Here is a 23,355-nt window from a genome sequence, read left to right as displayed (position 1 = left end):
TCGGCAGATGAGTCTCGTGGATACCTTGAAGGGCCTGCTCGGTAAGGGCAAGGACGCGGCCGCCCAGAACGCCGACAAGATCAACGACGCGGTCGACAAGGCCGGTTCGTTCATCGACGAGAAGACCGGCGGCAAGTACAGCGACAAGATCGAAAAGGGCAAGGACGCGGCGAAGAAGGTCGTGCCGCCCCAGCAGCCCGGCACCGGTCAGGGGCCGGCCACCGGCGGTCCGGTCGATCCGGAACCGAAGGCCTGATCGGGGCCGACCCAGGTCGATGGCCCGCCGGGAGTTCCGGGGCGCGCCGGGTGAGCCGGACATCGAGGTTGAGCTCAGCAACCTCGACAAGGTCCTGTACCCGGCGACCGGAACGACCAAAGGCGAGGTGATCGCCTACTACTCGGCGATCGCCGAGGCGATGCTGCCCCATCTCGCGGATCGGCCGGTCACCAGGAAGCGGTGGCCGAACGGGGTGGACGGCGGTGATTTCTTCGAGAAGAATCTGCCCGCGCACGCGCCGGAGTGGATCCGCCGCGTCGCCGTCGAGCATTCCAGCCGCCGGGTGGTGTACCCGCTGATCGACTCCGAGGCGGGGATGGCCTGGCTGGGTCAGCAGGCCGCGCTGGAAGTCCATGTGCCGCAATGGCGTTTCGACGGCGACCAGCGTGGGCCTGCCACCCGGATCGTCTTCGACCTCGATCCGGGCCCCGACGTGGGGCTGGCCGAATGCGCGCGGGTGGCACTGGCGGTGCGCGACATGGTCGCCGGGATCGGCATGTCGGCGTACCCGGTCACCAGCGGCAGCAAGGGAATTCACCTCTACGTGCCGCTGGACCGGACGGTGAGTTCGCGGGGCGCCTCGACGGTGGCCAGGCAGGTGGCCACCAATCTCGAACAGCTGCACCCGGATCTGGTGACGGCGACCATGGCGAAGGCGGCGCGCACCGGCAAGGTGTTCCTGGACTGGAGCCAGAACAATGCCGCCAAGACCACCATCGCCCCCTACTCCCTGCGCGGGCGCACCGAGCCCAATGTCGCGGCCCCGCGCACCTGGGCCGAGCTAGAAGACTCGGATGTCCTGCGCCAGTTGCGTTTCGACGAGGTGCTGGCCCGCTGGCGCGACGACGGCGACCTGCTCGCCGCCCTGGACCCGCCGCTGCCCGGCCGGGCACGCGGTGACGCACTCGACAAGTACCGCAGCATGCGCGATCCGGGCCGCACGCCCGAACCGGTCCCCGCGGCCACTCCCGCTCCGGGACCTGGCAACCGCTTCGTCGTCCAGGAACACCACGCCCGCCGCCTGCACTGGGACGTCCGCCTCGAACGTGACGGCGTGCTGGCCTCCTGGGCCGTGCCCAAAGGCCCGCCGACCGAGCCCCGGCACAATCGGCTCGCCGTACGCACCGAGGACCACCCGCTGGAGTACCTCGACTTCCACGGCACCATCCCGAAGGGCGAATACGGTGCGGGGGAGATGACCATCTGGGACTCGGGCACCTATCTCACCGAGAAATGGCGTGCCGACGAGGTGATCGTCGAACTCGACGGCACCCGCCTGCAGGGCCGCTACGCCTTCATCCAGACCAAGGGCGACCAGTGGCTCATGCACTTCATGCGCGACCAGGTCCGCCGGGAACCGGTGGCGGACAACGGTTCCGGTGATCTACCGCGCGGACTCTCGCCCATGCTCGCCACCGCGGGCGAGGTCACCGCGCTGACCGCCCGCGACTGGGCCTTCGAAACCAAATGGGACGGGTTCCGCGTGATCGTCGAGATCGCCGACGGCGCTGTCACCGTCCGCAGCCGCGCGGGCAACACCGTCACCGGCCGCTACCCGCGCCTGGCCGCCCTCGGCACGGAACTCGCGGGGCACCGCGTCGTGCTCGACGGCGAGGCGGTGGTCCTCGATGATGCGGGCCTCTCGGATATTTCAGCGCTGCAAGCGGATTCGGCCCGGGCGATCTTCATCGCCTTCGATGTCCTGTACCTGGACGGCACCTCGCTGCTACGCAAGAAATACACCGACCGGCGCGCGGTGCTCGAGGCGCTCGCCCAGCTGTCACCGTCGATGAATGTGTCCGCGCTGCTGCCCGGTTCAGGAGCCGAGGCGATGGAACTCAGCCGGGGCCAGGGCCAGGAAGGGGTGGTCGCCAAGCGCCGCGAGTCGGTGTATCAACCGGGCAAGCGCGCGCGGACCTGGCTCAAACAGCGCAACTGGCGGTCCAGGGAAATGGTCGTCGGCGGCTGGCGGCGCAGCGAGAAACGGCAGTTCAAGTCACTGCTGCTGGGCATTCCGCACGACAACGGGCTCGTCTATGTTGGCCGGGTAGGCACCGGATTCGACGAGGAGCAGGCGCGCCGGATCGCCGGGCACCTGGCCCACCTGCGTCGCGACAGCTCGCCGTTCGTCAATGAGATGACCGCCGAGGAACGTCACGACGCCGAATGGGTCGACCCCGAACTCACCGGCACCGTCCGCTTCCAGTCCTGGACCGACTCCGGCCGCCTCTGGCACCCGGTCTGGGACGGTGTGACGAGTTCACCGCGATGAGACCTGCCCGCGAAAGCTGTGGTGTTGCTAGGGTGATCGCGTTGTACCCGGTTTCACACAGCGAGGAGTGCACGGTGGATTTCAAGAACCTGGCAGGCAAGGCGATGGACCTGGCGGCCCAGCACGCGGACAAGGTCGACGATGTGATCGACAAGGCCGGTGATGTGGTCGACGCGAAGACCGGTGGCAAGTTCGCCGGTCAGGTCGATTCGGCCCAGGAAGCCGCCAAGAACGCTATCCGCGACAAGGCCTGATCCGCTACGGCGGGCCGGCCGCCACCGGCCCGCCGGACAGCGCGCTGAGAGTTTGCCGCGACGTCACTGTCCGGTCATCAGTCCGGTGATCGTCGCGACATCGGTGACCAGCGCATTGCCCTGAAAAGTGAACTCGTCGTAGGCCCGTGCCATCGCGTCCTTGTCGCGACCGCCGCAGGCATCCGAGATCACCACCGGGACGAAACCGAGGTCGGTGGAGTGGGCGACGGTCGGCACGATGCCGATCTCGAGTGCCACGCCGGCGATCGCGTACGAGCCGATGCGCAGGTCGCGCAGCAGGGTGGCCAGGGCGGTGCCCTCGAAGGCCGACATCGACATCTTGTCGAGGACCAGTTCGTCCGAGCGCGGAACCAGTTCCGGCACCAGTTCGAACGGTGGGGTGTCGCGCTGCAGGACGAAGTCCAGTTCGTCGACGGAATCGGTCTGTTGCCAGCTCATCAGCAGGCGCAGGCCGTAGGTGCCGGTGAGGCGGCGCGGCGGGAAGAAGTGCCGCAGGAAGATGATCGGGTAGCCGCCGCGACGGGCGGCCTCGACTACGCGCACCACCCGGTCGACGACCTCCTGGCCGTCCGGCAGCTGGCCGAGCACGCCGACCTGCATGTCGTAGACGATCAGCGCCATCCGGTCGGGCGTACACAGGTCGTCGAGGGTTTCGGGGATGTCGAGTCCGTTGCCTTGTCGCACCGGCGCCAGTGTAGGCGCCGGTGCGACAGGCAAAGGGGTTGTTCGCGGACTAGCTGGTCTGCTTGGCCCACTGGGTGGTGCCGGGCGGGGCGGCGAGGGTGTTGATCAGGTCGATGCCTGCCACGATCAGCGTCGGGCCGCCGACGATGATGGTGCCGAGGATGCCGCCGACGCTGGCGCCGGTGATCAGGCCGGGGATCGCGCCGATGCCACCGGCGGCCGCGCCGATGACCAGACCGATCACCGCGCCGATCCCCATGCCGACGAAACTGCCGATGGCCGTGGCCAATCCGAAGGTCGAGGCGAAGTTGTTCTGCGCCGCATAGTTTTCCGCGGGCGAGGCGACCGGGGTGAGGTTCGGCTTCGCGTTCGCGACGTCCTTGACCGCGGTGATCTCCAGAACCCGGTTGTCCTCCCGAAGGCTGTGCGGCAGCGGGTATTCCAGCGCACCGTCGCGCACCGAGAGCGGCAAGGCGATCAAGGTCGCGCCCGCCTCGTCCTTGATCTCGACGCCGGCGTCGGTGAGCGAGAAGGTGCCGTGGGTGAGAGTGGTGACGACCTTGTTGCCGACCAGTTCGGTGCGGTAGTCGACATTGGGTGTGACCGGCTCGGCATGCGAGATGCCGGTACCGACCAGTGCTGCCGCGAGCACGGGAATGGCGACCGCGGCGATCTTACGGATGATCATGTGAACGATTCCCATCTAGGTTCATCAGGTGACGTGCCCAAACGAAATGCGCCGTGGTCGTGCCTCCCCCGAGAAGCTAGTGACGGCGCGTGATGCGGTCCAGCTCGAATTATCGGTTGAACCATAGCCCGCTATGCGGTGTCCGAACAGCGAATTCCGATTTTAAACCTAAAACTTCTCATAGATAATCGCTATGGATCGACGGTGTCAGAGCGCGATGCTGAGCGCAACGCCACCCGCGCACACCGCGACGACCAGCGCCAACGCGACCGCGTCGCGGCGTCCGGGCGCACTCGGGTGCGCGGTGAGCATGCCGGTGCCGCCGCGCGCGGTGATCGCCTCGCCCAGCTCGCCCGCCCGGCGCGAAGCCACTGCCATGCAGGCGGTGAGGATGTCGATGAGCGGATTCTGGTCGGCGGCGCGATGCAGCAGGTTGTCCTTGGGGCGCAGTTTGCGCGCGGCGCGCAGTACCCGGATCTCGTCGAGCAGCAGCGGCAGGCCACGCAGCGTCAGCGCCACGACCACCGCCCACTCGTCGACCGGCAGACCCAGCTTGCGCAGGGGCGCACCGAGTTTCGCGAGCGCGGGCGCGATCTCGCCCATCGGGGTGGTGTAGGCGATCAGGAACGACGCGGCGACCAGCACCATGCTGAAAACGAACACCTGCGCGTAACCGAGCACCGCCTTGGTGCCGATCGGCAGGTTGACCAGCGCCCCGGCCACGACCAGACCCCAGAACCACCACGGCAACCGCGGCAGCGTGCGGATCGGCAACCGGGCCGCGATCCAGATGACGACCAGGAACGCGATCATCAGCCCGAGCACCGGCCACGACGGCAGGAACACCAGCAGCAGGCTGATTCCGAACGCGGCGATCATCTTGGTCCCGGCCCAGAGCCGGTGCACCACACTGTCGACCGGGACCTCGCGCAGCAGGACGGTGCTCATCGGACCCCCGGTTCGTTGTGCGGTGAATTGTCCAGGCGCCACCGGGTTTCGGCGCGGCCCGCCGCAGCGGCGACGGGATGGCGGGCGCCCGCGGTCTCCACGATGACGCCCGCGTCCAGGTGCACCGTGCGGTCGCACACCGTGGCCATATCGGCCACATCGTGTGAGATGACGATCAATGTCAGCCCTGAATCCCGCAGCCGGGCAAGCAGTTCCACGATCTCGGCGCGACCCTGCGGATCCAGGCCTGCCAGCGGCTCGTCCAGGACGACCACCTGCGGGCGGCTGGCCACCATCGCCGCCAGCACCACCCGCTTGGCCTGCCCGCCGCTGAGCTCCTCGATCGACCGGGCGGCCAGCCGGCGATCCAGGCCCACCGCGTCCAGCGCCTGCCCGACCGCGCCGGAACCGGTCGCCCGGCCACCCCAATCCGCGATCTCGGCGCCGACGGTCTGCTTCTGCAACTGCAACCGGGAATGCTGGAAGGCCAGCGCGACATCGCCGATCTGCTTGTCGACCGGGCTGCCACGCAGGGCGCAGCGGCCCTCGCTCGGGGCGATCAGACCGGCGATGATCCAGGCCAGCGTCGACTTACCCGAGCCGTTACCACCGACGATCAGCAGTGCCTCACCCTGCCGCACCGTCAGATCGACACCGTGCAGCGCGGGTGCCTCCCACGGGGTGCCCCGGTTGTAGGTGTGGCGCACGCCGGACAGTTCCAGGACGGTCGCGCCCATCGCGCTGCGGCGCCGAGCACCGGCCGGTTGCGGCCAGCTCGCCAGCCGCTCGACCATCCGGCCGTTCGCCAGGTGGACCACCCGGTCGGCCGCGTCGGCATCGGCCTCGTGATGGGTGACCAGCACGACGGCGGTGCCGTGGCGGCGCGGCAGCTCGGCCAGCAACGCGACCAGACCGCGGCGGCCGTCCGGGTCGATCATCGATGTCGCCTCGTCGGCGATGAGCAGGGCGGGGCGGCGGGCCAGTGCGGCGGCCACCGCGAGGCGCTGCTGCTGGCCGCCGGAGAGCGTGGCGGTCTCGCGCGCGCCCATCCCCGCCAGGCCGACCTCGGCGAGCAGCCCGTCGACGTCGACCTCACCGGCCAGCTCCGCCGACAGACCCCACACCACATCGTCGGCGACCGACACACCCAGCGTCTGACTCTCCGGGCGTTGCAGCACCAGCGCCGTGCCGCCGAGCTCGCCCAGCCCCGCTGAACCGGGGCGATCCACCGCACCGGCCGTCGGCGGCCGGCCCGCTAACACCCTGGTCAGCGTCGACTTCCCCGAACCGTTGTGGCCGACGACGGCCACGAACTCCGCGGCCGCGATGGTGAGATCAATATCGGTCAGCGCGTCGACACTCGCCCCCGCGTACCGATAGCTGACGCCGTGCAGGCGCACCGGCAGCGGCGCCACCGGGCGATCATCGGCCGGGGCGTCGAGCCGGTCACTGCCCGGCAGCCAGGCCAGCCGATCCAGCACCGTGCCGAGCACGAACCACGACACCGCCGCGCTGACGACCACGCCCAGCCCCACCGTGGCGCCGATATACAGCCACCACCAGCGCAGCACCGCGTCCGTGGCCTCGGCGGTCATCCGGCCCAGCGGTTCGAGCTGGGACTGCCTGGCCGCCAGCTTCTCGATGCCCTCGGCGGTATTACGGATGGCGTTGAAGAACAGCTCCCTGGTCCGGGCGAACAGCAGCAGCGCCCCGACAGTGAACAGCGACCACGCCACACCGGCGACCACCGACATGGCGAGCACCGTGGCAAGCCCGCCACCGCGCCGCTTGACGATGCCGATGATGCCGGCCAAGGTGGCCGCGCCGAGCACGCCGACAGCAGGCATCACACCCGCGGCGACGAAGGTGACCAGGGCGGCCGCGATCGTCGCGGTGACCAGGGCGCGCACGCGGTAACGGTGCGCCAGCAAGCCCAGCGGGACGGCGGCGACCAGTTGGAGAGCGGCGGCCATGGGGACCAGCGAACCGATGGTGATCAGGCCGACGGTGAGGCCGGCCATGACCGCGGCGGTGGCCAGTTCTATCGGGCGTAGGGGGCCGCGGGTATCTGCCGCGGGCTGGTCTCTCACGCGTCCAGTCTGCCAGGGAGGCCTGTGCGGACGATGTGAGTGGGAGTGGGGGTCGTGTGGAGAAACGGTGTACCGGTCGCGGGTGCGGGGTCAGGCCGGGGGTTCGGAGAGCCAGCCGCCCATGGCGATTGTGCGGAAGTGGGTGGTGAGGGTGAAATCGTCGTCGATGGCGTGGAGGGCGATGGCGGGGTCGGGGGCGTAGTCCATGACGCGGTGGGGTGGGGTGAGTTCCCAGGTGCCGCCGAGGACGGAGGCGGTGCTGGGGCAGGTGATCATGGGTTTGCCGGCGAAGGTGGTGGCCACGGGGGCGTGGGCGTGGCCGGTGAGGGTGCCGACGATGCGGTGGTCGCCGGCGACCACGGCGGCCAGGCGGCCGGGGTCGGCCAGGGCGATGACGTCGACGATGGGGCTGAACAGGGGTTTCGGCGGGTGGTGCAGGGCCAGCAGGATGGGGTCGGCGGCGGGTGCTTCGGCGAGGGCGGTGCGCAGCCAGTCGTAGGTGTCCTCGGACAGGCGGCCGCTGGGTTCGCCGGGGATGCTGGAATCGAGCATGAGGACGGTGAGCGGACCGACACGGTGGGCGCTGTTGAGCGGGGTGCCGGACGCCGGTTCGCCGAGGAATTCGGTGCGCAGCGTGGCCCGGTCGTCGTGGTTGCCGGGCAGCACGTGCACGGGGATCTCGGAGCGCAGAGCCAGGCGCGCTTGCGCGTATTGCTCCGGCCGGCCGGAATCGGTCAGGTCGCCGGTCACGAGAATGACGTCGGGCCTGCGTGGCAGCTCGGCCAGGTACCCCATCACCGCCACTACCCGTTCGGCATTGCGTGCGCTGAGGTCGAAGTGGGTGTCGCTGAGCTGAGCCGCCAGAATCATCGGCAGTCGCTTTCTACTCCGGGATCGCTCCGTTGCGTCAGAGTGTGCCGGTATGACTCATCGACACCTCTCAAGGCTAGATGACCTGCGCATATCCGTCTTCATGAGCCGTACCACGACCGAAAACCCAATCACCGGTCTGTGACGTCAGTCACTGCTCAGCTGTGTGGCGGTGTGGAGAAGTTCGGTGCCCGCGTCGGGGTCGGTGGTGAGGGGCGTCCAGAAGTCGGGGCCGGGGGTGGCTTCGAGGGCGAGGACCGGGGGTGTCAGCCAGTCGGCGTCGAGGCGCAGGCGCCAGGAGTGCAGGTGGGTGCGGGGGTGGGTGGCGGTGCGGTCGAAGAGGGGGTCGCCGAGGATGGGGTGGCCGATCCAGGCCAACTGGACGCGGATCTGATGACGACGGCCGGTCACCGGTTCCACCGCGAGCAGGGCGGTGTCGCCGTGGCGCGCGACGGTGGTGAACAGCGTGCGCGAGGGATAGTTCTTCGCGGGCAGCAGATCGCCCTCCTCGACGAACCAGCGATCACCCGCGCGCTGGATCGCCTCCCGCTGCGCCGCGATCCGCACCCGGTTCTTACGGCCGACGCTCAACGGCAGGTCGATCTCGCCACGCTCGGGCAGATCCGCGCCCGACACGATCGCCAGATACCGCTTACTCGCGGTCTGCTTGTTGAACTGCCTGGTCAGCTGCCCGTGCGCCGCGAGATCGGTCGCCAGCAACACCAGCCCGGAGGTGACCTTGTCGATCCGATGCACCGGATACAACTGCGTGCCCGCGGCCTGCGCCAACTCGACGAGGTCGATATCGTGCCGCTCACCGGTCACCGAAATCCCCGCGGGCTTGTTCAGCGCGAGCACCGCGTCATCGGCGAACACCGTGCACCGCTCCCGCACACCGTCCCAGTCCATCTCCACCCACATACCCTAGAGAATGTTCCGCTCGATGCGTGCGACAACGGGGTGGCGCGGAACCGGCATCGGCATCACAGGTCGGCGGGCAGGACGCGGAAAGCGGTGATCCCCGGTGTCAACGGCTCGATCGCGCGGAAATCGCGTTGGTCGAGGGTGAAGACGGTGTCGGTACGGAACTTGTCCGCGAGCACGACACCGACGGCGTCGGCGAGGTCGAGTCGCAACGATTCGTACTTGGCTCGAATCGTCTGCGCGGCAGCGAGATCAACGTGCTTCAGTTCGGCGAGTCGATACCTGCCCTCGATCATGCGGGCCATGAGTGCTTCGGTCACCTGCATGGCGGCCGGGAATCCGAGATCGCGGTGGACGAGATGGTCCAGTTCGGTCAGGACCAACGGTGAGATCACCAGAGTCTCGGACTCCATGACCGCGACGGCGCGCTCGTGCTCCTCCTGATCGGCATCGAATGCGGCGAAGAGGGCGGACGTGTCCGCGACGATGATCATCGTCGGGTGGACTGCTGCTTGATGTGGGCGTAGACGTCGTCGTTCATCTCGTCGGCTGTGCGCGAACGGCCGCTGCGGAAGACTGGCAGCTTGGCGTCGCTTCTCGGTCGATCCGAGGCGTCGAGCAGCATGGCGATACCGCGTCTGATCAATTCGGCTTTACTGACGCCGGTCACCGCCGCTTCCGCATCCAGCCGGACCTCCAGTGCCTCCGGGAGGTACACCGTAGTCTTGTTCATGCCACATATGGTACCACCCATGTCCGTGTGGTCATGCTGGTCGCAGGCGGTGTGGGCGTAGGCGGTTGAAGCCGCGGACGCGGACGCTGCGTAGGTGGCGGATGGCGAATTCGGGGTGGCCGTCGAGGGCTTCGGCGGCGGCGTCGTCGATGAGGACATTGCCGGGGCGGGCCACACCGGTGAGGCGGGCGGCGATATTGACGACCGAGCCGTAGAGGTCGCCGAAGCGTTGCAGCACTTCACCGTAGGCGAAGGCCACCCGCAGTTCGGGGGTGCCGCCGACGAGCATGGTCGACTCCTGGATGGCCAGCGCGATGCGGCCCGCGTCGACGGCGGTCTCGGCGGCGAACATCACCTCGTCGCCGACGTTCTTGATCACCCAGCCGCCGTTGTCGGTGATCGCCGAGGTGGTGGTCGACTCGAAAGCCTCCAGCAGCGTGGACAATTCGTCGGGATGCAGGTGCCGGGTGAGCCGGGTGAAGCCGACCATGTCGGCGAATCCGACGGCCACCGTGCGCAGCGACCCCTCGGCGGTCGCGGTCTCGTCCATGGCCCGTGCGGCCGCCGCGGCCAGATGCCTGCGCCACACATAGGACTGCAACTGCTCGATGCCGGCCATGGTCGCCACGGTGGCGACCCGGACCCGCTCGTCGAGCGGAATCGCCGGATCGGCCGCGCGCGCCCGCGCCTTGATCTCGGCGATCACCAGGTCGGCCTGCCATTCGGCCAGTCGCGCCATGCCCTGACCGATGGTCCTCGCGGCCGCGGCCTGCTGGCGGATATTCGACTCGGACACCACTGTCATACTGCGGAAGTTGGTGATCGCGGTGACGTCGATCTGGGTGTAGTCGACCTGGTCGTCGTCGTTGGCCGGAAACCCCAGCGCCGTCCACAGCCTGCGCGATTCGGCCTCCGGTACCCCGGACTGCTCGCCCACCTGCGTGCGCGTATAGATCCGTGGCCCGCCGAGCAACGCCTCGTCGACAGCGCGCTGAACCAATTCGGTCATCTCGGTGTCCGGCATAGGAAAACTCTACGACGCACCCCCGACACCCAGGCCAGCCTCGTCCGCACCTTGGACACTTCACAGTCCCCCGGTGCCCCCGGCTGCGACGCGCCGTCGCGGCAGGCCGTGGCGAGCAGCGCAGCACCGCGTCGTTCGAGCTGGTCAGGGCCTAACGCAGCACGCTGTAGGTGGCCGAGAGCACGAACCCGTGCTCGCCCACTTCGCAGCTGACCGTGCCCTGGTAGCCGACGCCGCAGGTGGTGTTCTCCAGCGTGATCTTGTGCCCCTCCGGCAGTACCAGCGCGTCCGGATGGGTGAAGGTCGGGCGTTCGGAGGTGACGAAGTGCGCGGGTTCGACGATGCCGACACGCAGCTGATTCGTGCCTGCCGGCGCGTCGATCGGTACTGCGTCGCAGCCGGCCGGGCCGTTGTTCCAGTAGATGGCGCAGTGGCGTCCGTCGGGGGTGGTGAAGAAGACCGTGCCCGCGTATTCGGGTCCGGGCACCTGGAAACCGACGGGGTCGAGCGGGGTGTAGTCGTCCAGTCCTGATTGCGCGCCCGCCGGTGCGGCGGCGGCGAACAATCCGGCGGTCAGCGCGACTGCGGCGAGCATGGATCGATACGACATGGACGTCCTCCCTCGAACTCGTATACCTGCTGTTTCGCCGTGCTCACCAACGGCGTTAACCCTCGCACGGATCTCACCCGCAACGTGTGACGCGCGGCGTGCCCGCCGGATCTAGCGTGAGCGGCATGGGCTCAGTCATCGGCGATCTGCTGCCGCTGGCGGTGGGTGTGGCGATCTCGCCGATCCCGATCGTCGCGGCCATTCTCATGATCCTGTCCAAGAACGCGGGCGGCGCCGCGAAAGGGTTTGCGGCGGGCTGGGTGGGCGGCATTCTCCTGGTCACCGTGGTGGTGACCCTGCTCGCGGGGATACTGGGCGATTCCACCGGCAAGGAGCCGTCGGCGGCGGCCTCGTGGATCAAGATCGTGCTCGGTGTGCTGCTGATCGTGCTCGCCGCCGAGCAGTGGCGTTCGCGCGCGGACACCGAGCCGCCGGCCTGGATGCGGGCGATCGACACCTTCACCGTCGTCAAGGCCGCCGGGCTGGGCGCGGTGCTCTCGGCGGTGAACCCGAAGAACCTGCTGCTGTGCGTCTCGGCGGGTGTCGCGATCGGCGCGGGCGGGCTCGGTGCGGGCGGGGACATCATCGCGATCGTCGTGTTCACCCTGCTCGGCTCGGCCACCGTCCTCGCGGTGGTGATCGGCTATGCGCTGGCCGCCGACCGGCTACGGCCCACCCTCGACCACGCTCGGCAGTGGTTGCAGGCCAACAACCACGCGGTGATGGCGATCGTGCTGGTGGTGATGGGCGCGGTGGTCGTCGGCAAGGGCATCGGCGGACTCTGAACGAAAGGTTCCACGTGCGATCGCTGCCGGTTTTCACCTCGCTCCAGGGTTATCACCGCGACTGGGTGCGCCCCGACATCGTCGCCGGGCTCACCGTCTGGGCGGTCATGGTGCCCGAGGCGCTCGCCTACGCCTCGATCGCCGGGGTCCCGCCGGTCATCGGCCTCTACGCGGCGGTCCCGGCGCTGGTCCTCTACGCGCTGGCCGGCAGCTCCCGGCACCTAGTCGTCGGCCCGATGTCGGCCACGGCCGCGCTCTCGGCCGCGATCATCACCCCGCTCGCGGGCGCGGACGCGGGCCGCTACCTCGCACTGTCGACGGCACTGGCCATCGCCACCGGCATCGTCGGCCTGCTGGCCGGACTGATCCGGCTCGGGTTCATCGCCGCGTTCATCTCCGAACCGGTGCTCAAGGGTTTCATCGTCGGCCTCGCCCTGACGATCATCATCGGCCAGGTGCCCAAGCTGTTCGGTGTGCACAAGCACGAGGGCAACTTCTTCGAGCAGGCGTGGGGTCTGCTCGGCGATCTCGGCGACACCCAGTGGCGCACCCTGCTGATCGGCCTGCTGAGCCTGGCCGTCGTGCTCGGGGTGAAGCGCTGGCTGCCGCTGGTGCCCGGTTCGCTGCTGGCGGTGCTGTTCGGGATCGTCGCGGTGCAGTTGTTCGGCCTCGACGACAAGGGAGTCGGCATCGTCGGCCACATCGATGCGGGTCTGCCGTCGCTCGGTCTGCCGGACGGTGTCGGTTTCGGCGACTATCTCGAGCTGCTCGGCCCGGCGATCGGCGTGCTGCTGATCGGTTTCGCGGAGGGGCTGGGCGCGGCGAAGACCTATGCGGCCAAGGCGGGATACGCGATCGACGCCAACCGGGAACTGGTCGGGTTGGGCGCGGCGAATCTGGGGTCCGGGCTGTGTTCGGGCATGGTCGTCAACGGCAGTCTGTCCAAGACCGCGGTCAATGGTGGCGCCGGCGCGAAAACCCAGCTCAGCGGGCTCGTCGTCGCCGCGCTCACGGTCCTGACGCTGCTGTTCCTGACCGGCCTGTTCGAGAAACTGCCCGAGGCCACCTTGGCCGCGGTGGTGATCGCGGCGGTCATCGAACTCGTCGATATCGCCGCCCTGCGCCGCCTCTACCGGGTGTGGACCCAGCTGCTCGGCAGCATCTACGGCCGTGTCGCCCGCGCCGATTTCCTCGCCGCGGTGGCCGCGATGGTCGGTGTGCTGCTGTTCGACACGCTGCCCGGCCTGCTCATCGGCATCGGCGTGTCGATGCTGCTGCTGGTCTACCGCACCTCCCAGCCGCACATCGCCGCGCTGGCGAAGGACGGTTCGCTGTGGGTCGACACCGCCCGCCACCCCGAGCTCACCGCCCGCCCCGACCTGCTGGTGGTCCGGGTCGAATCCAGTTTGTTCTTCGCCAATTCCGACTATGTGAAGGAGCGGATCCAGAGCCTGTGCACCGAGTCGACCCGCCTGGTCGTCCTCGATGCCGAGACTTCACCCGCCCTCGACGTCACCGCCGCCGCCATGCTGCTCGACCTGCGTAACACGCTGGCGCACCGCCGGATCGATTTCCGCATCGCCCGCTCGGTCGCCCAGTTCGGCGAGGCGCTCGGGTCAGCCGCGGCCGGCGACACCCCGATCGGTGTGTACCCGACCGTCGCCGAGGCCGCCGCCGACCTGCCCGAACCACCGCCCCCTCCGCGCAGCGCCGGGTGACTGCTGTTCACCCGTAGCGGGTGATGCGTAGCGCCACGGTCCGGCCGACCATCGGGGAGACGTCGACGAACCGAGCTGAGGAGCTGATATCCGATGACCTTGGACTACGAGGACCGCACCGATTTCGAGAACGCGGACCGCGGGTTCATCGCGACGCTGACGCCGATGCGGATCACCAAGGCCGACGGCACCGTCGTCTTCGACACCTCCGGGTACCGCTTCCTCGACGGCCCCTGCCCGGACACGGTGAACCCGAGCCTGTTCCGCCAGGCTCAACTGGTCGTGAAGAACGGCCTCTACCAGGTGACCGACGGGATCTATCAGATTCGCGGCTTCGACATCTCCAATATGACCATCGTCGAGGGCGACAAGGGCGTCGTCATCATCGACCCGCTCATCTCCGCGGAGTGCGCCGCGGCGGGACTGAAGCTGTATCGCGAGCATCGCGGTGACCGGCCGGTCACCGGCGTGATCTACACCCATTCCCACGGCGACCACTTCGGTGGCGTCGAAGGGGTGCTGCCGGACGGCCGTGGTGACGTGCCGATTCTCGCGCCGCGGGGATTCATGGCCGAGGCGGTCTCGGAGAATGTCTACGCGGGGGTGGCGATGACCAGGCGCGCGACCTACATGTACGGCGTCGGCATGACGCCGAACCCGGAGGGCCAGTGCAGCACCGGCCTCGGTATCCAGACCTCACAGGGCAGTTTCGGCCTGATCCCGCCGACAGTCGACATCACTCACACCGGTCAGCAGGAAACCGTCGACGGCGTGCCCATCGTGTTCCAGATGACGCCCGGCACCGAGGCGCCGGCGGAGATGAACTTCTATTTCCCGCGCCACCGCGCGCTCTGCCTGGCCGAGAACGCGACCCACAATCTGCACAACCTGCTGACCCTGCGCGGCGCGCTGGTCCGCGATCCCCGGATCTGGTCGCACTACATCGACGAGGCGATCGAGTTGTTCGTCACCGATGCCGATGTCGCCTTCGCCTCGCATCACTGGCCCACGTGGGGCGTCGACAACATCCGCGCGTTCCTGTCGGTGCAGCGCGACCTCTACATGTACCTGCACGATCAGACCCTGCGACTGCTCAACGAGGGGCTCACCGGTGTGGAGATCGCCGAGGCGATCGAGCTGCCGCCGGGCCTGGACGATGCCTGGAGTGCGCGCGGTTACTACGGCTCGGTCAGCCACAACGTCAAGGCGATCTACCAGCGTTATCTCGGCTGGTTCGACGGTAATCCGAGCTCGCTGTGGCAGCGGCCGCCGCAGGAGCTGGCGGTGCGCTACGTCGAGACGATCGGCGGCATCGATCAGGTGATCGCCAAGGGTGAGGAATACGCGGACAAGGGCGATCTGCGCTTCGCCGCCGAACTGCTCAAGCACGCCGTGTTCGCCGAGCCTGACAACGCCCGTGCCAAGGAAGCGCTGGCACAGACCTACCAGCGGCTCGGCTTCGGGTCCGAGAACGCCACCTGGCGCTGCTTCTACCTGACCGGCGCCAACGAACTGCGCCACGGCATCGAGGTGGTCCCGATGGACCTCGGCGGCGGTATGGCCGCCGCGCTGACGATCGAGCAGCTCTTCGACACCATCGCCATCCGGGTGAACGGCCCACGCGCGGCGAAGGATTCCTTCCGTATCGAATGGCATTTCACCGACCTGGACACGGTCATGCGCCTGACCCTGTCCAACGGTGTGCTGATTCGCACCGTCGACCCGCGCTCGAAGGCCGACATCGATCTCACCCTCACTCTCACCAAGGCCCAGCTCCTGGGGGTGCTGGCGGGCAAGGGCATCGACGGGATCGACCACACCGGCGACCCCGCCGTCCTACAGCGCCTCTTCGGTCTCCTCGACACCCCCGACCCGAACTTCCCGGTCGTCACCCCCTGAGCCGGACCTCACCGTCCCCGCCCCGTCACCCGGCGGGTGGGGACGGTGTTCGCACGTTCGGGTTCGGTGCGGTGGGGAGCTGGGTAGGGTCGGCGGGACAGTGGCCGGAACGGAAGGTGGACAGCGGTGGGAGTCAATCAGCGGGCGACGGTGCAGATGAGCGCCGAGGAGATCGCGGAGTTCCTCGACCGCAGCCGGGTGCTCACGCTGGCCACCCTCGACGCGGAGGGCAAGCCGCATCTCACGGCGATGTGGTTCGGGCACGTCGACGGGGTGATCTACTTCGAGACCAAGGCCAAGTCGCAGAAAGCGGTGAACCTGCGCCGCGACCCCACCATCACCTGCATGGCCGAAGCCGGTGACACCTACGACCAGCTGCGCGGCGTCTCGATCGAGGGCACCGCGCGCCTGATCGAGGACACCGACGACGAGGAGTACTGGAAGGCAGGCATCGATGTCTACGAGCGCTATGTCGGCCCGTACACCCCCGAGCTGCGCCCGTATGTCGAGGCGATGATGAACAAGCGCATCGTCGTGCGCGTCGAGCCGGTCCGTGTGCGCTCCTGGGACCACCGCAAACTGGGACTGCCCGCCATGCCCCTGTCCGGCAGCACCGCCGAGGTCTGATCACATCCGGCGTGGGCCGGTGAGTTCGCTGTAGGCCGTGGCCGATTCGACGCCCCAGGCCACTGGATTCAGCTGCTCAGCCGGATGACCTCGGCCAGCGCTGCCGAGCCGTCGAGCAACGCGCGCGAGCGGGCGGTGATCGCAGCCTCCCGGTCGGCCAGGGCGGCGTGGAGCTCTCCGGGTGTGCGCAGCAGCTCCGGGAGGACTGTGCGCAATCGGGGGATGCGGTAGCCGGCCAGGCGGAGCTGGTGGACGATCCGCGCGTCGCGGACCTGGGCGGGGGAGTAGCGGCGCGCCGATCCGTGGCGATCCGGCACCACCAAACCGGTTGCGTCCCAATGCCGCAGGGTCGACGGGCGGATACCGAGGGCGGCGGCGAGCTCGGAAATGGTCATGGCATCCGATGTGCGAACCTCGGCGATGGGCTCGGTGGAAACGGCGGCGGCGGCGCGGACCGCGAGCTCGAGCTCACGACGTTCGGTGTGCAGGCGGGCGTGCACGGCGTCGAGGACGGCCAGCGCCTGTGCCGGTCGGCCGGTGTGGACGGCGCGCAGGATCTGTTCGGCCTCGGAAAAACCCGCTCCGGCGGCGAGCGCCCGGTAGGCCAGCGCCGAGCGCAGATGGATCTCCCGGTACATCCGGTGCCCGCCCGGCGTCCGTTCGGCCGCGGGCAGTACCCCGTCGCGTTCGAGATCGCGGACCTGCTGCACGGAGTACCCCGCACGCCGCGCGACATCGCCGGTCCGGCCGATCACCGAGTGGCGGTTTTCCACCAGAATCTCCTGGTCATGATCGAGAAAGTCCACACAAGCACATGAATGAGACGCTCGAAGAATGACGATAACCGACATCATCGACTACGTCGCCGGCCTCGGTGGCGTACTCGTGCTCAGCCCGGCCGAAGGTGACGGCAGCCCGGAGATCAGCTGGGGCGACACCTTCTTCTACTACGCCCCCGACGGAATTGTCCCCACCACTACCCAGCCGTTCGCCACCATCGTCACCAAGAACTACCCCGGCGACGAGCGTTCCCGGCTCGACCGTCCCGGTGCCTTCCGGGTGAATATCGCCGCGGGCAGGCAGGCCTTCCTCGACCACACCGGGCACCTCCCGCCCGATGCCGACCCCGGCGTCCCCGACACCGTCCACGCCCATCCGGTCTACAGCGGAGCCGCTTGGCTGGCTGTCGTCGAACCGGGTGAGCGCACCGATTCCGTCGTGCGCGAGCTGCTGCGCGACGCGCACGGCCGCGCCCGCGCGCGGTTCGAGCAGCGCCGCCGATGATGGCACTCATGGTCGCCAGAAAGTAGCTGGTGTCGGTGGTGGCATCGGTCATGTCACGGTGTGGCGTGGCGAAGTCCTGGACAGGTACCTTTCAGTTATCAGTTCACTAGGGTTTCAGAGCGGTAACTGAAAGGGGCACCCATGTCGGTTCAGCGGGCACGGTCGACCGGGATGGTGCTGGGTGCCGTCGAATTGGTCACCGGCGGGGTGCTGCTGGTCGCTGTCGGGTTGGCCATGCTCGGCCCGCTGGTGGCTGCCCTCCTGATCCGGCACAACGGCGCGAGCCGCACCGACTTCGGCGCGACGGCGCCGCTGATCCTGCTGGCCGTCGCGGTGGTGCTGGCGATCGGTTCGGGCGTGGCGATGTTCGTCGCCGCCTACCGGCGCTCGGACCGGTCCACATTCATCGAGTGACAGCTCAGCCGGCGGCCAGCAGGGCGATGCCGCCGACCAGCAGCGCGACGGTCTTCACCACTTCCAGCCCGATGTAGACGAAGTGCCCGTGCGAGCGCGGCGCGTCCAGTCCGGCCAGCACCGCGTCACTGCGCCGGGTCAACCGCGGCCGCACCGCGATCAGCTGCACGGCCAGCGCGACCACCGCGACCGCCAGCGCGACCACAGCGCAGGCCCCGGGCGGATCGAGCACGAGCAGCGCGACCACAATCACCGCCCACACCGTCTCGATCCCATTGAGCGCCCGGAACACCAGTCGCCCGATCCCGAGCCCGATCGCGAGGGTGACATCCGGTGCGCGAAACTTCAGCGGGGCCTCGATGAACGAGATGGCCAGCACCATGCCGAGCCAGACGAACACGACGGCGACAGCGACTGCCGATGCGGTACTCATGGATCGATTCTGACCGAAACTCGGGTGCTGGGGCATGTCATCGGCCGCGTATGACTACCAAATAGTAGTCACGGAGCTTGACTACGAAAAGGTAGTCACGTACCTTGACTACTAAATGGTAGTCAAGGAGGTGTTGTGGCCTACACGGGCAAGGTGACCAGTGGGGAATCGCTCGGCCGAATCCTGCAGCAGGCTCGGTTGCTGAGCGGACTCAGTCAACGTGAGCTCGCTGAGCGGCTCGGCACCACCCAGCGCTATATCTGGGAGATCGAGTCGGGCAAGCCGTCGATCTATGTCGATCGGCTGTTCGCTGTGATGCGGGAAACCGGGATGGAACTCACCGCAACGATCGAACCGCGGGACCACCGTGGCTGACCTCGTCGTCGAGTTGTATGACACCCGAATCGGAACAGTGATCGGCACCTGGCGAAACTTCGATTTCATCGCCGATCAGTCGGCGGTTGCCGAGTTCGGCATCGACAGCACGATTCTGTCTGCCGCTATCCCGTTGGCGGCGATCGCAACCCGTCCGCGCAAAGACCGGCGGCAGAACTTCTTTCGTGAGCTGCTCCCCGAAGGGCGGATACTGACACGAATGGCAGCTGAGGCCGATCTACTCGAACGCGATGTCGTCGGATTGCTCAGAAGGTACGGGCGCGACATCGCCGGTGCGTTGCAGATCTGGGACCCCGACCGCCCTGGTGAGCCGAAAAGCCCAGCACTGGAACCGCTTACGGACCAGGGGGTTGCTCATCTACTGACCGATACGCACCATCATCCGCTGGGTAACAAACCTGTCAGTGGTAAGTCCTCGCTGGCAGGAGTGCAAGACAAGATCGTGCTCGCGCGGACCGCTGACGGGTGGAATCAGGTGATCGACGGCTATCCGTCGACACACATCCTCAAGCCGGAGTCGCGTGATCACCCCACGGTCATCTATGACGAGGAATACGGTTCCCGTTTCGCTCGCGCGCTCGGGCTGGCCGAATTTCGTACCGAGATACAGGAATTCGCGGCGGTTCCGGCGTTGGTGATCGAACGCTATGACCGAACTCCTGATGCCGGTCGTATCCATCAGGAGGACTTCAATCAGGTGCTCGGGGCGGGCGGGGATCAGAAGTATCAGAAGCTGGGTGGGCGGGTCAGCGCTGCCCGGATCGCGGGTGTGCTGTCTTCGATCGGTGATCGGGCGGGAATGGCGCAGTTGTTGCGGATGACGACGTTGGCGGTCGCCATCGGCAATCTGGATATGCACGCGAAGAACATTTCTCTTCTGCACCACCGGGACGGCTCGATGAGTCTCGCGCCCGCCTATGACGTTGTGCCCCAAGCGCATCAGCCTATCGACGGGGAGATGGCGCTCGCGATCGATCGCGAGTACCGGCATCGGGCGATCACTCGCGCGCATCTGCTCGCCGAAGCGCGGGAGTGGGGGCTGGATTGGGCGGCGGAGATCGTCGACGAGACGCTCGCCGTGGTGTTGGAGGTGGCGAGCGCCGAACGGCCGGATCCGCGCGCGTATCCGGGGCTGGTCGCCGACATCACCCGCTTCGCCACCAATCTGGTGGAAGGTCGTGGGGCGGGGGAGGAGTGATCAGTCGACGGGATGCGGCGGTGGTGGCTTTCTGGTGTGATGGGTGCGGGAGGGCCTATGCAGCGCGCCGTGTTTGTCGTAGTCGGTTGCCTCGGTGTGGTGGCCGGCCTGTTCTGGTTGCGGCTGGTGGTCATGGTGCTCGTCTCCCGGCTCTTGACCGATCCGCTCACCGATCCGCACGGTTACGCCCTGATCTTCGGCACCGTGTTCGCGATGCCGGCGGCCGCCCTCACCGTCGCCGCGTTACCGCTGCTGTTCCCGCCCGCCCGCCGCGCGATCGTGGGGAAGGTGACCGCCCTGGTGGTGTTCGCCGGCACCGCGGCCACGATCATCGCCCTGCTGAGCGGGAGTTGACGCTCGCGCATTGCCACCTGCGATGTCGCGGCGGACACTGGAGGAATGGTTGACAGGGAGCAACGCACACCGTTCTACGGGGTGGTGCTGATTCTCGCCGCGCTCGGTGCATCGATGGCGGTCAGTTTCTCCGGACCGACCTGGGTGCGCGTCACCGTCTATATCCTCACGGTGATGGTTGTCCTGGTCGGCGGCATCATGACCTTCCGGGACTACTCGCACTGACGTCGCGAACCTCGACTGCGCCGCCCCGGCTCGTGGGGCGGCGCGGACAAGAGCGGCTCAGGTGTCGATCCGGCGGATGCCCGCGAGAACGGCCCGCAGCACCTGCAGATCCGGCGTGCCGACCGCGGTGAGCTGCGGGGCGCGGGCGACCAGCCTGCCCTCCTCGATCAGGTCCGCGATCAGCACCTTGGCCAGGTTCAGCGGCAGCTTCAGATGCGCCGAGACCTCGGCCACGGCCATCGGGCTGCGGCACAGGTCGACGATGGCCGCGTATTCGGGTTCGGCGCGGCGCAGCCGGGTGCCCGCGCCCGCGTCGACCAGCAGCGTCGTCAGGTCGAGTTCGGCGCGCTGGGTCCGGCCGCGCCCGCGGGTGACCGCGAACAGGCGCACCATCGGACCGGCGTCCTCTTCGTACCAGTGTTCGCGTTCGTCACTCATGCGCGTCGCGACACAGCGGGGAACTGGCCGGAGATCGGGGACGAGAGGTCGGCGGCTTCGGCCAGTGCCGACGGGATCAAGACCACGGCGCGCGTCCCGCCGTACTCCGATTCCGAGAGCCGCACCGAGATCTTGTTCCGCCCAGCCAGTTTCGCGACCACGAACAGCCCGAGCCGGGAGTTGCCCGACATCGCGGCGACGCTGAAGTCCGGGGGATCGGCCAGCATCGCGTTGCGTTCGCTGTATTCCGATTCCAGCATGCCGAGGCCCTGGTCGACGACCTCGACGACCACGCCGCGCCCGACCACGGTCCCGGAGACCATCACCTGGGTCTCCGGCGGCGAGAACGCTGTCGCGTTGTCGATGAGCTCGGCGAGCAGGTGGATCACGTCGGCCACCGCGTGCGAGGCGATCCGCACGTCCGGCACCGGTTTGGTCTGGCAGCGGGTGTACTCGGTGCTCTCGGCGATGGCGCCGCGCACCAGGTCCATCAGCGCCACCGGGTTGCGCCAGCGCCGGCCGGGCTGCTCGCCGCCGAGGATGATCAGGTTCTCGGCGTTGCGGCGGCTGCGGGTGGCCAGGTGGTCGAGCTGGAACAGCAGTTCGAGCTGCTCGGCGTTGACCTCCTCGCGCTCGGCCCGGTCCAGCAGCGCCAGCTGACGATGCACGACGACCTGGCTGCGGTGGGCGATCGTCAGGAACACCGTATTGATGCCGGCCCTGGTCTGCGCCTCGCCGATCGCCGCCGACACCGCGGCGTGATGCGCGCGGTTGAACGCGTCGGCGACCTCGCCGAGTTCGTCGGTGCCGAAGTCCAGTGTCGAGGTCTCCGCGTCGGCCTCCACCTGTTCGCCGGCTTCGAGCCGTCGCATCAGGTCGGGCATGCGGTCGTCGGCCAGTTCCAGCGTCTGGTGACGCAGCCGCCGCATGCGGGCGATGAACCGGTTGGCCAGCAGCAGCGAGGTCAGGAAGGCGCCGATCGCGACCAGCGCGACGAGCGCGCCGCCGATCAGCGCATTGCGCGAGGCTTCCTCACCCTGGGTCCGGGCGATGGCCTGGGCGTCACTGCTCTGGTCCTGCCACAGCTTCTGCAGCCCCAGGTTCACGAAGCGGCTGGCATCCTGCCATTGGGCCAGGGTCAACGGCAGCGCCGCGTCGTCATCATCGCTGGTCACCGGGCCGCGGGTCAGGATCGCGTCCTGCATGGCGGTCACCTGCTGCCACTGCGCACTCGCGGTGATGGCATTGAGCTGGTCGAGCCGGGTGCCCTTCAGCACCGTGCCGGAGTAGGTGGTCGCGCCGCGGAATTCGCCGACCTTGCGGCCGAACGCGAGCAGTTCGGCGGCCGACATCCGGCCGTGCGCCAATGCCACCGAACCCATGGTGTCGGCCTGCGAGAGTGCCTCGGCGGCCCGCAACTGTTCGACGGCGTAACCCAGTTCGATGGCGACCTTCGCCTCCGGCGCCACCCGCGCGGCCAGCAACGAGGCCGCGACAATGGTGCCGATGACCTGGGTGAAGAAGCCGAACACCTGGTCCGGCGGCACCTGCCCGGTGTCGACGCCGGTGCGCAGCTTCGGCACCATGGCGAACAGCTGCTGGTAGGCGTCGATATCGCCGCCGGAGCCGTCCGGGTCGAGCTCGCGCGCGGCGTCACCCTTGTTCCAGATCTCGACGAGCGCCTCGTCGGACCGCTGCCGCGCCACCCCGAGGGGAGCCGCCACCGCCAGGTCACCGGCCAGGCGCAGCATCGACAACCGGCGTTCCTCCTGGAACGCCGACACCATCAGCACGGCGGGTGCGGTGGTACTGGCCGCCAGATCCGCCCACTCGGTGGATTCCGACGCCGAGTCCACCAGGTAGATCGCGGAGCCACCACCGATGGCCAGCAGGCTGACGCTGGAGATGAGCACAATGGATAGGAGGCGAATCCGCACACTGACCCGGCCGCGCACTCCGCGCCCCCCGGACCACACATTTCTCAACCACGAACTGTGCCAGATCTTCACGCCGAAACTTTCCGCTCCCGGAGCCGCCCCGCGCGCTCCGCTGCGTGCCCCCGTCACCATCGACGTTGCGACACGCTCGTCCTCGCCGAGAGAGTAACCGAACCGAAGGATCTTCGGCGGGGGAACTGTGCGACCGAAAATGCCTATGTGTCAAGCTAGCTCGCGGTGGCGATAGGTGTG

General features: G+C 68.2%; 27 protein-coding genes. 13 read left to right on the top strand and 14 right to left on the bottom strand.

The window, feature by feature from the left end:
- The first annotated feature begins 7 nt into the window (after positions 1-7).
- The 3 genes from ACFXK0_RS05905 (at position 8) to ACFXK0_RS05895 (ending at position 2,803) form a co-directional block, all read left to right on the top strand.
- Positions 8-256, top strand: coding sequence for an antitoxin (locus tag ACFXK0_RS05905; protein WP_379408681.1), 249 nt, complete (start codon positions 8-10; stop codon positions 254-256).
- Between the two features lie 19 nt (positions 257-275).
- Positions 276-2,549: an ATP-dependent DNA ligase gene (locus tag ACFXK0_RS05900; protein WP_379408680.1), complete on the top strand. Its 2,274-nt coding sequence runs from the start codon at positions 276-278 to the stop codon at positions 2,547-2,549.
- A gap of 74 nt (positions 2,550-2,623) precedes the next feature.
- Positions 2,624-2,803 carry an antitoxin gene (locus ACFXK0_RS05895; RefSeq protein WP_379408679.1) on the top strand — a complete coding sequence of 60 codons (180 nt, stop codon included), beginning with the start codon at positions 2,624-2,626 and terminating at the stop codon, positions 2,801-2,803.
- Positions 2,804-2,866: 63 nt separating this feature from the next.
- Here ACFXK0_RS05895 and ACFXK0_RS05890 read toward each other — a convergent pair whose 3' ends face one another.
- The 10 genes from ACFXK0_RS05890 to ACFXK0_RS05845 form a co-directional block, all read right to left on the bottom strand.
- The gene (locus ACFXK0_RS05890; protein WP_379408678.1) at positions 2,867-3,508 is read right to left on the bottom strand and encodes an isochorismatase family cysteine hydrolase; all 642 of its coding nucleotides are present in this window, start codon (positions 3,506-3,508) and stop codon (positions 2,867-2,869) included.
- Between the two features lie 49 nt (positions 3,509-3,557).
- A complete protein-coding gene (locus ACFXK0_RS05885) occupies positions 3,558-4,196 on the bottom strand; it encodes an ammonium transporter (RefSeq protein ID WP_379408677.1) in 639 nt (212 codons plus the stop codon).
- A gap of 207 nt (positions 4,197-4,403) precedes the next feature.
- Positions 4,404-5,144 carry a CbiQ family ECF transporter T component gene (locus ACFXK0_RS05880; RefSeq protein ID WP_379408676.1) on the bottom strand — a complete coding sequence of 247 codons (741 nt, stop codon included), beginning with the start codon at positions 5,142-5,144 and terminating at the stop codon, positions 4,404-4,406.
- Positions 5,141-7,234, bottom strand: coding sequence for an ABC transporter ATP-binding protein (locus ACFXK0_RS05875; RefSeq protein WP_379408674.1), 2,094 nt, complete (start codon positions 7,232-7,234; stop codon positions 5,141-5,143). Before ACFXK0_RS05875 ends, ACFXK0_RS05880 begins: the two co-directional genes overlap by 4 nt.
- A gap of 90 nt (positions 7,235-7,324) precedes the next feature.
- Complete coding sequence (locus ACFXK0_RS05870; RefSeq protein ID WP_379408673.1) at positions 7,325-8,104, bottom strand: metallophosphoesterase; 780 nt, start codon at positions 8,102-8,104, stop codon at positions 7,325-7,327.
- Between the two features lie 147 nt (positions 8,105-8,251).
- Positions 8,252-9,013, bottom strand: a complete 762-nt coding sequence (locus tag ACFXK0_RS05865) for an RluA family pseudouridine synthase (RefSeq protein WP_379408795.1) — start codon at positions 9,011-9,013, stop codon at positions 8,252-8,254.
- Positions 9,014-9,087: 74 nt separating this feature from the next.
- On the bottom strand, positions 9,088-9,522 hold the full coding sequence (locus tag ACFXK0_RS05860; protein ID WP_379408672.1) for a type II toxin-antitoxin system VapC family toxin: 435 nt from the start codon (positions 9,520-9,522) through the stop codon (positions 9,088-9,090).
- The gene (locus ACFXK0_RS05855) at positions 9,519-9,761 is read right to left on the bottom strand and encodes a ribbon-helix-helix protein, CopG family (RefSeq protein WP_379408671.1); all 243 of its coding nucleotides are present in this window, start codon (positions 9,759-9,761) and stop codon (positions 9,519-9,521) included. The genes ACFXK0_RS05860 and ACFXK0_RS05855 overlap by 4 nt, the downstream gene beginning before the upstream one ends.
- A gap of 31 nt (positions 9,762-9,792) precedes the next feature.
- Positions 9,793-10,785: an adenylate/guanylate cyclase domain-containing protein gene (locus ACFXK0_RS05850; protein WP_379408670.1), complete on the bottom strand. Its 993-nt coding sequence runs from the start codon at positions 10,783-10,785 to the stop codon at positions 9,793-9,795.
- A gap of 151 nt (positions 10,786-10,936) precedes the next feature.
- Positions 10,937-11,395 (bottom strand): hypothetical protein, encoded by a 459-nt coding sequence (locus ACFXK0_RS05845; RefSeq protein WP_379408668.1) that lies wholly within the window; start codon positions 11,393-11,395, stop codon positions 10,937-10,939.
- 125 nt (positions 11,396-11,520) lie between these two features.
- Between ACFXK0_RS05845 and ACFXK0_RS05840 the strand changes: the two genes are divergently transcribed.
- The 4 genes from ACFXK0_RS05840 to ACFXK0_RS05825 all read left to right on the top strand — a co-directional run bounded on the left by ACFXK0_RS05840 (position 11,521) and on the right by ACFXK0_RS05825 (position 16,424).
- Positions 11,521-12,180, top strand: coding sequence for a GAP family protein (locus ACFXK0_RS05840; protein ID WP_379408667.1), 660 nt, complete (start codon positions 11,521-11,523; stop codon positions 12,178-12,180).
- 14 nt (positions 12,181-12,194) lie between these two features.
- Positions 12,195-13,898, top strand: a complete 1,704-nt coding sequence (locus tag ACFXK0_RS05835; RefSeq protein ID WP_379408665.1) for a SulP family inorganic anion transporter — start codon at positions 12,195-12,197, stop codon at positions 13,896-13,898.
- A 93-nt stretch (positions 13,899-13,991) separates the two neighbouring features.
- On the top strand, positions 13,992-15,797 hold the full coding sequence (locus tag ACFXK0_RS05830; protein ID WP_379408664.1) for an alkyl/aryl-sulfatase: 1,806 nt from the start codon (positions 13,992-13,994) through the stop codon (positions 15,795-15,797).
- Between the two features lie 126 nt (positions 15,798-15,923).
- A complete protein-coding gene (locus ACFXK0_RS05825) occupies positions 15,924-16,424 on the top strand; it encodes a pyridoxamine 5'-phosphate oxidase family protein (protein ID WP_379408663.1) in 501 nt (166 codons plus the stop codon).
- 68 nt (positions 16,425-16,492) lie between these two features.
- Here the strand turns inward: ACFXK0_RS05825 and ACFXK0_RS05820 are convergent, their stop codons facing one another.
- On the bottom strand, positions 16,493-17,197 hold the full coding sequence (locus ACFXK0_RS05820) for a MerR family transcriptional regulator (RefSeq protein ID WP_379408662.1): 705 nt from the start codon (positions 17,195-17,197) through the stop codon (positions 16,493-16,495).
- 61 nt (positions 17,198-17,258) lie between these two features.
- Here ACFXK0_RS05820 and ACFXK0_RS05815 point away from each other — a divergent pair, with 61 nt between their 5' ends.
- Both ACFXK0_RS05815 and ACFXK0_RS05810 read left to right on the top strand, forming a co-directional pair.
- A complete protein-coding gene (locus tag ACFXK0_RS05815) occupies positions 17,259-17,708 on the top strand; it encodes a DUF6194 family protein (RefSeq protein ID WP_379408660.1) in 450 nt (149 codons plus the stop codon).
- A 141-nt stretch (positions 17,709-17,849) separates the two neighbouring features.
- Positions 17,850-18,122 (top strand): hypothetical protein, encoded by a 273-nt coding sequence (locus ACFXK0_RS05810; protein ID WP_379408658.1) that lies wholly within the window; start codon positions 17,850-17,852, stop codon positions 18,120-18,122.
- A 4-nt stretch (positions 18,123-18,126) separates the two neighbouring features.
- On the opposite strand, the gene ACFXK0_RS05805 is transcribed toward ACFXK0_RS05810, so the two are convergent.
- Complete coding sequence (locus ACFXK0_RS05805) at positions 18,127-18,555, bottom strand: hypothetical protein (protein ID WP_379408657.1); 429 nt, start codon at positions 18,553-18,555, stop codon at positions 18,127-18,129.
- Positions 18,556-18,690: 135 nt separating this feature from the next.
- Between ACFXK0_RS05805 and ACFXK0_RS05800 the strand changes: the two genes are divergently transcribed.
- The 4 genes from ACFXK0_RS05800 to ACFXK0_RS05785 all read left to right on the top strand — a co-directional run bounded on the left by ACFXK0_RS05800 (position 18,691) and on the right by ACFXK0_RS05785 (position 20,728).
- Entirely contained in the window at positions 18,691-18,930 is a 240-nt protein-coding gene (locus tag ACFXK0_RS05800) for a helix-turn-helix domain-containing protein (protein WP_379408655.1), read from the top strand.
- Positions 18,923-20,149 (top strand): type II toxin-antitoxin system HipA family toxin, encoded by a 1,227-nt coding sequence (locus ACFXK0_RS05795; RefSeq protein ID WP_379408654.1) that lies wholly within the window; start codon positions 18,923-18,925, stop codon positions 20,147-20,149. Before ACFXK0_RS05800 ends, ACFXK0_RS05795 begins: the two co-directional genes overlap by 8 nt.
- Positions 20,150-20,218: 69 nt before the next feature.
- On the top strand, positions 20,219-20,503 hold the full coding sequence (locus ACFXK0_RS05790; RefSeq protein ID WP_379408653.1) for a hypothetical protein: 285 nt from the start codon (positions 20,219-20,221) through the stop codon (positions 20,501-20,503).
- 45 nt (positions 20,504-20,548) lie between these two features.
- A complete protein-coding gene (locus ACFXK0_RS05785; RefSeq protein ID WP_379408652.1) occupies positions 20,549-20,728 on the top strand; it encodes a hypothetical protein in 180 nt (59 codons plus the stop codon).
- A gap of 57 nt (positions 20,729-20,785) precedes the next feature.
- Here ACFXK0_RS05785 and ACFXK0_RS05780 read toward each other — a convergent pair whose 3' ends face one another.
- Together ACFXK0_RS05780 and ACFXK0_RS05775 are read right to left on the bottom strand one after the other, a co-directional pair.
- The gene (locus ACFXK0_RS05780; protein ID WP_379408651.1) at positions 20,786-21,166 is read right to left on the bottom strand and encodes a DUF742 domain-containing protein; all 381 of its coding nucleotides are present in this window, start codon (positions 21,164-21,166) and stop codon (positions 20,786-20,788) included.
- Positions 21,163-23,079 carry a nitrate- and nitrite sensing domain-containing protein gene (locus ACFXK0_RS05775; protein ID WP_379408649.1) on the bottom strand — a complete coding sequence of 639 codons (1,917 nt, stop codon included), beginning with the start codon at positions 23,077-23,079 and terminating at the stop codon, positions 21,163-21,165. Before ACFXK0_RS05775 ends, ACFXK0_RS05780 begins: the two co-directional genes overlap by 4 nt.
- Between the last annotated feature and the right edge of the window lie 276 nt (positions 23,080-23,355).

Origin of the sequence: Nocardia sp. NPDC059177 (assembly GCF_042755165.1) — a bacterium.
GTDB lineage: Bacteria > Actinomycetota > Actinomycetes > Mycobacteriales > Mycobacteriaceae > Nocardia.
This window is presented reverse-complemented; position numbering and strand designations above follow the sequence as displayed.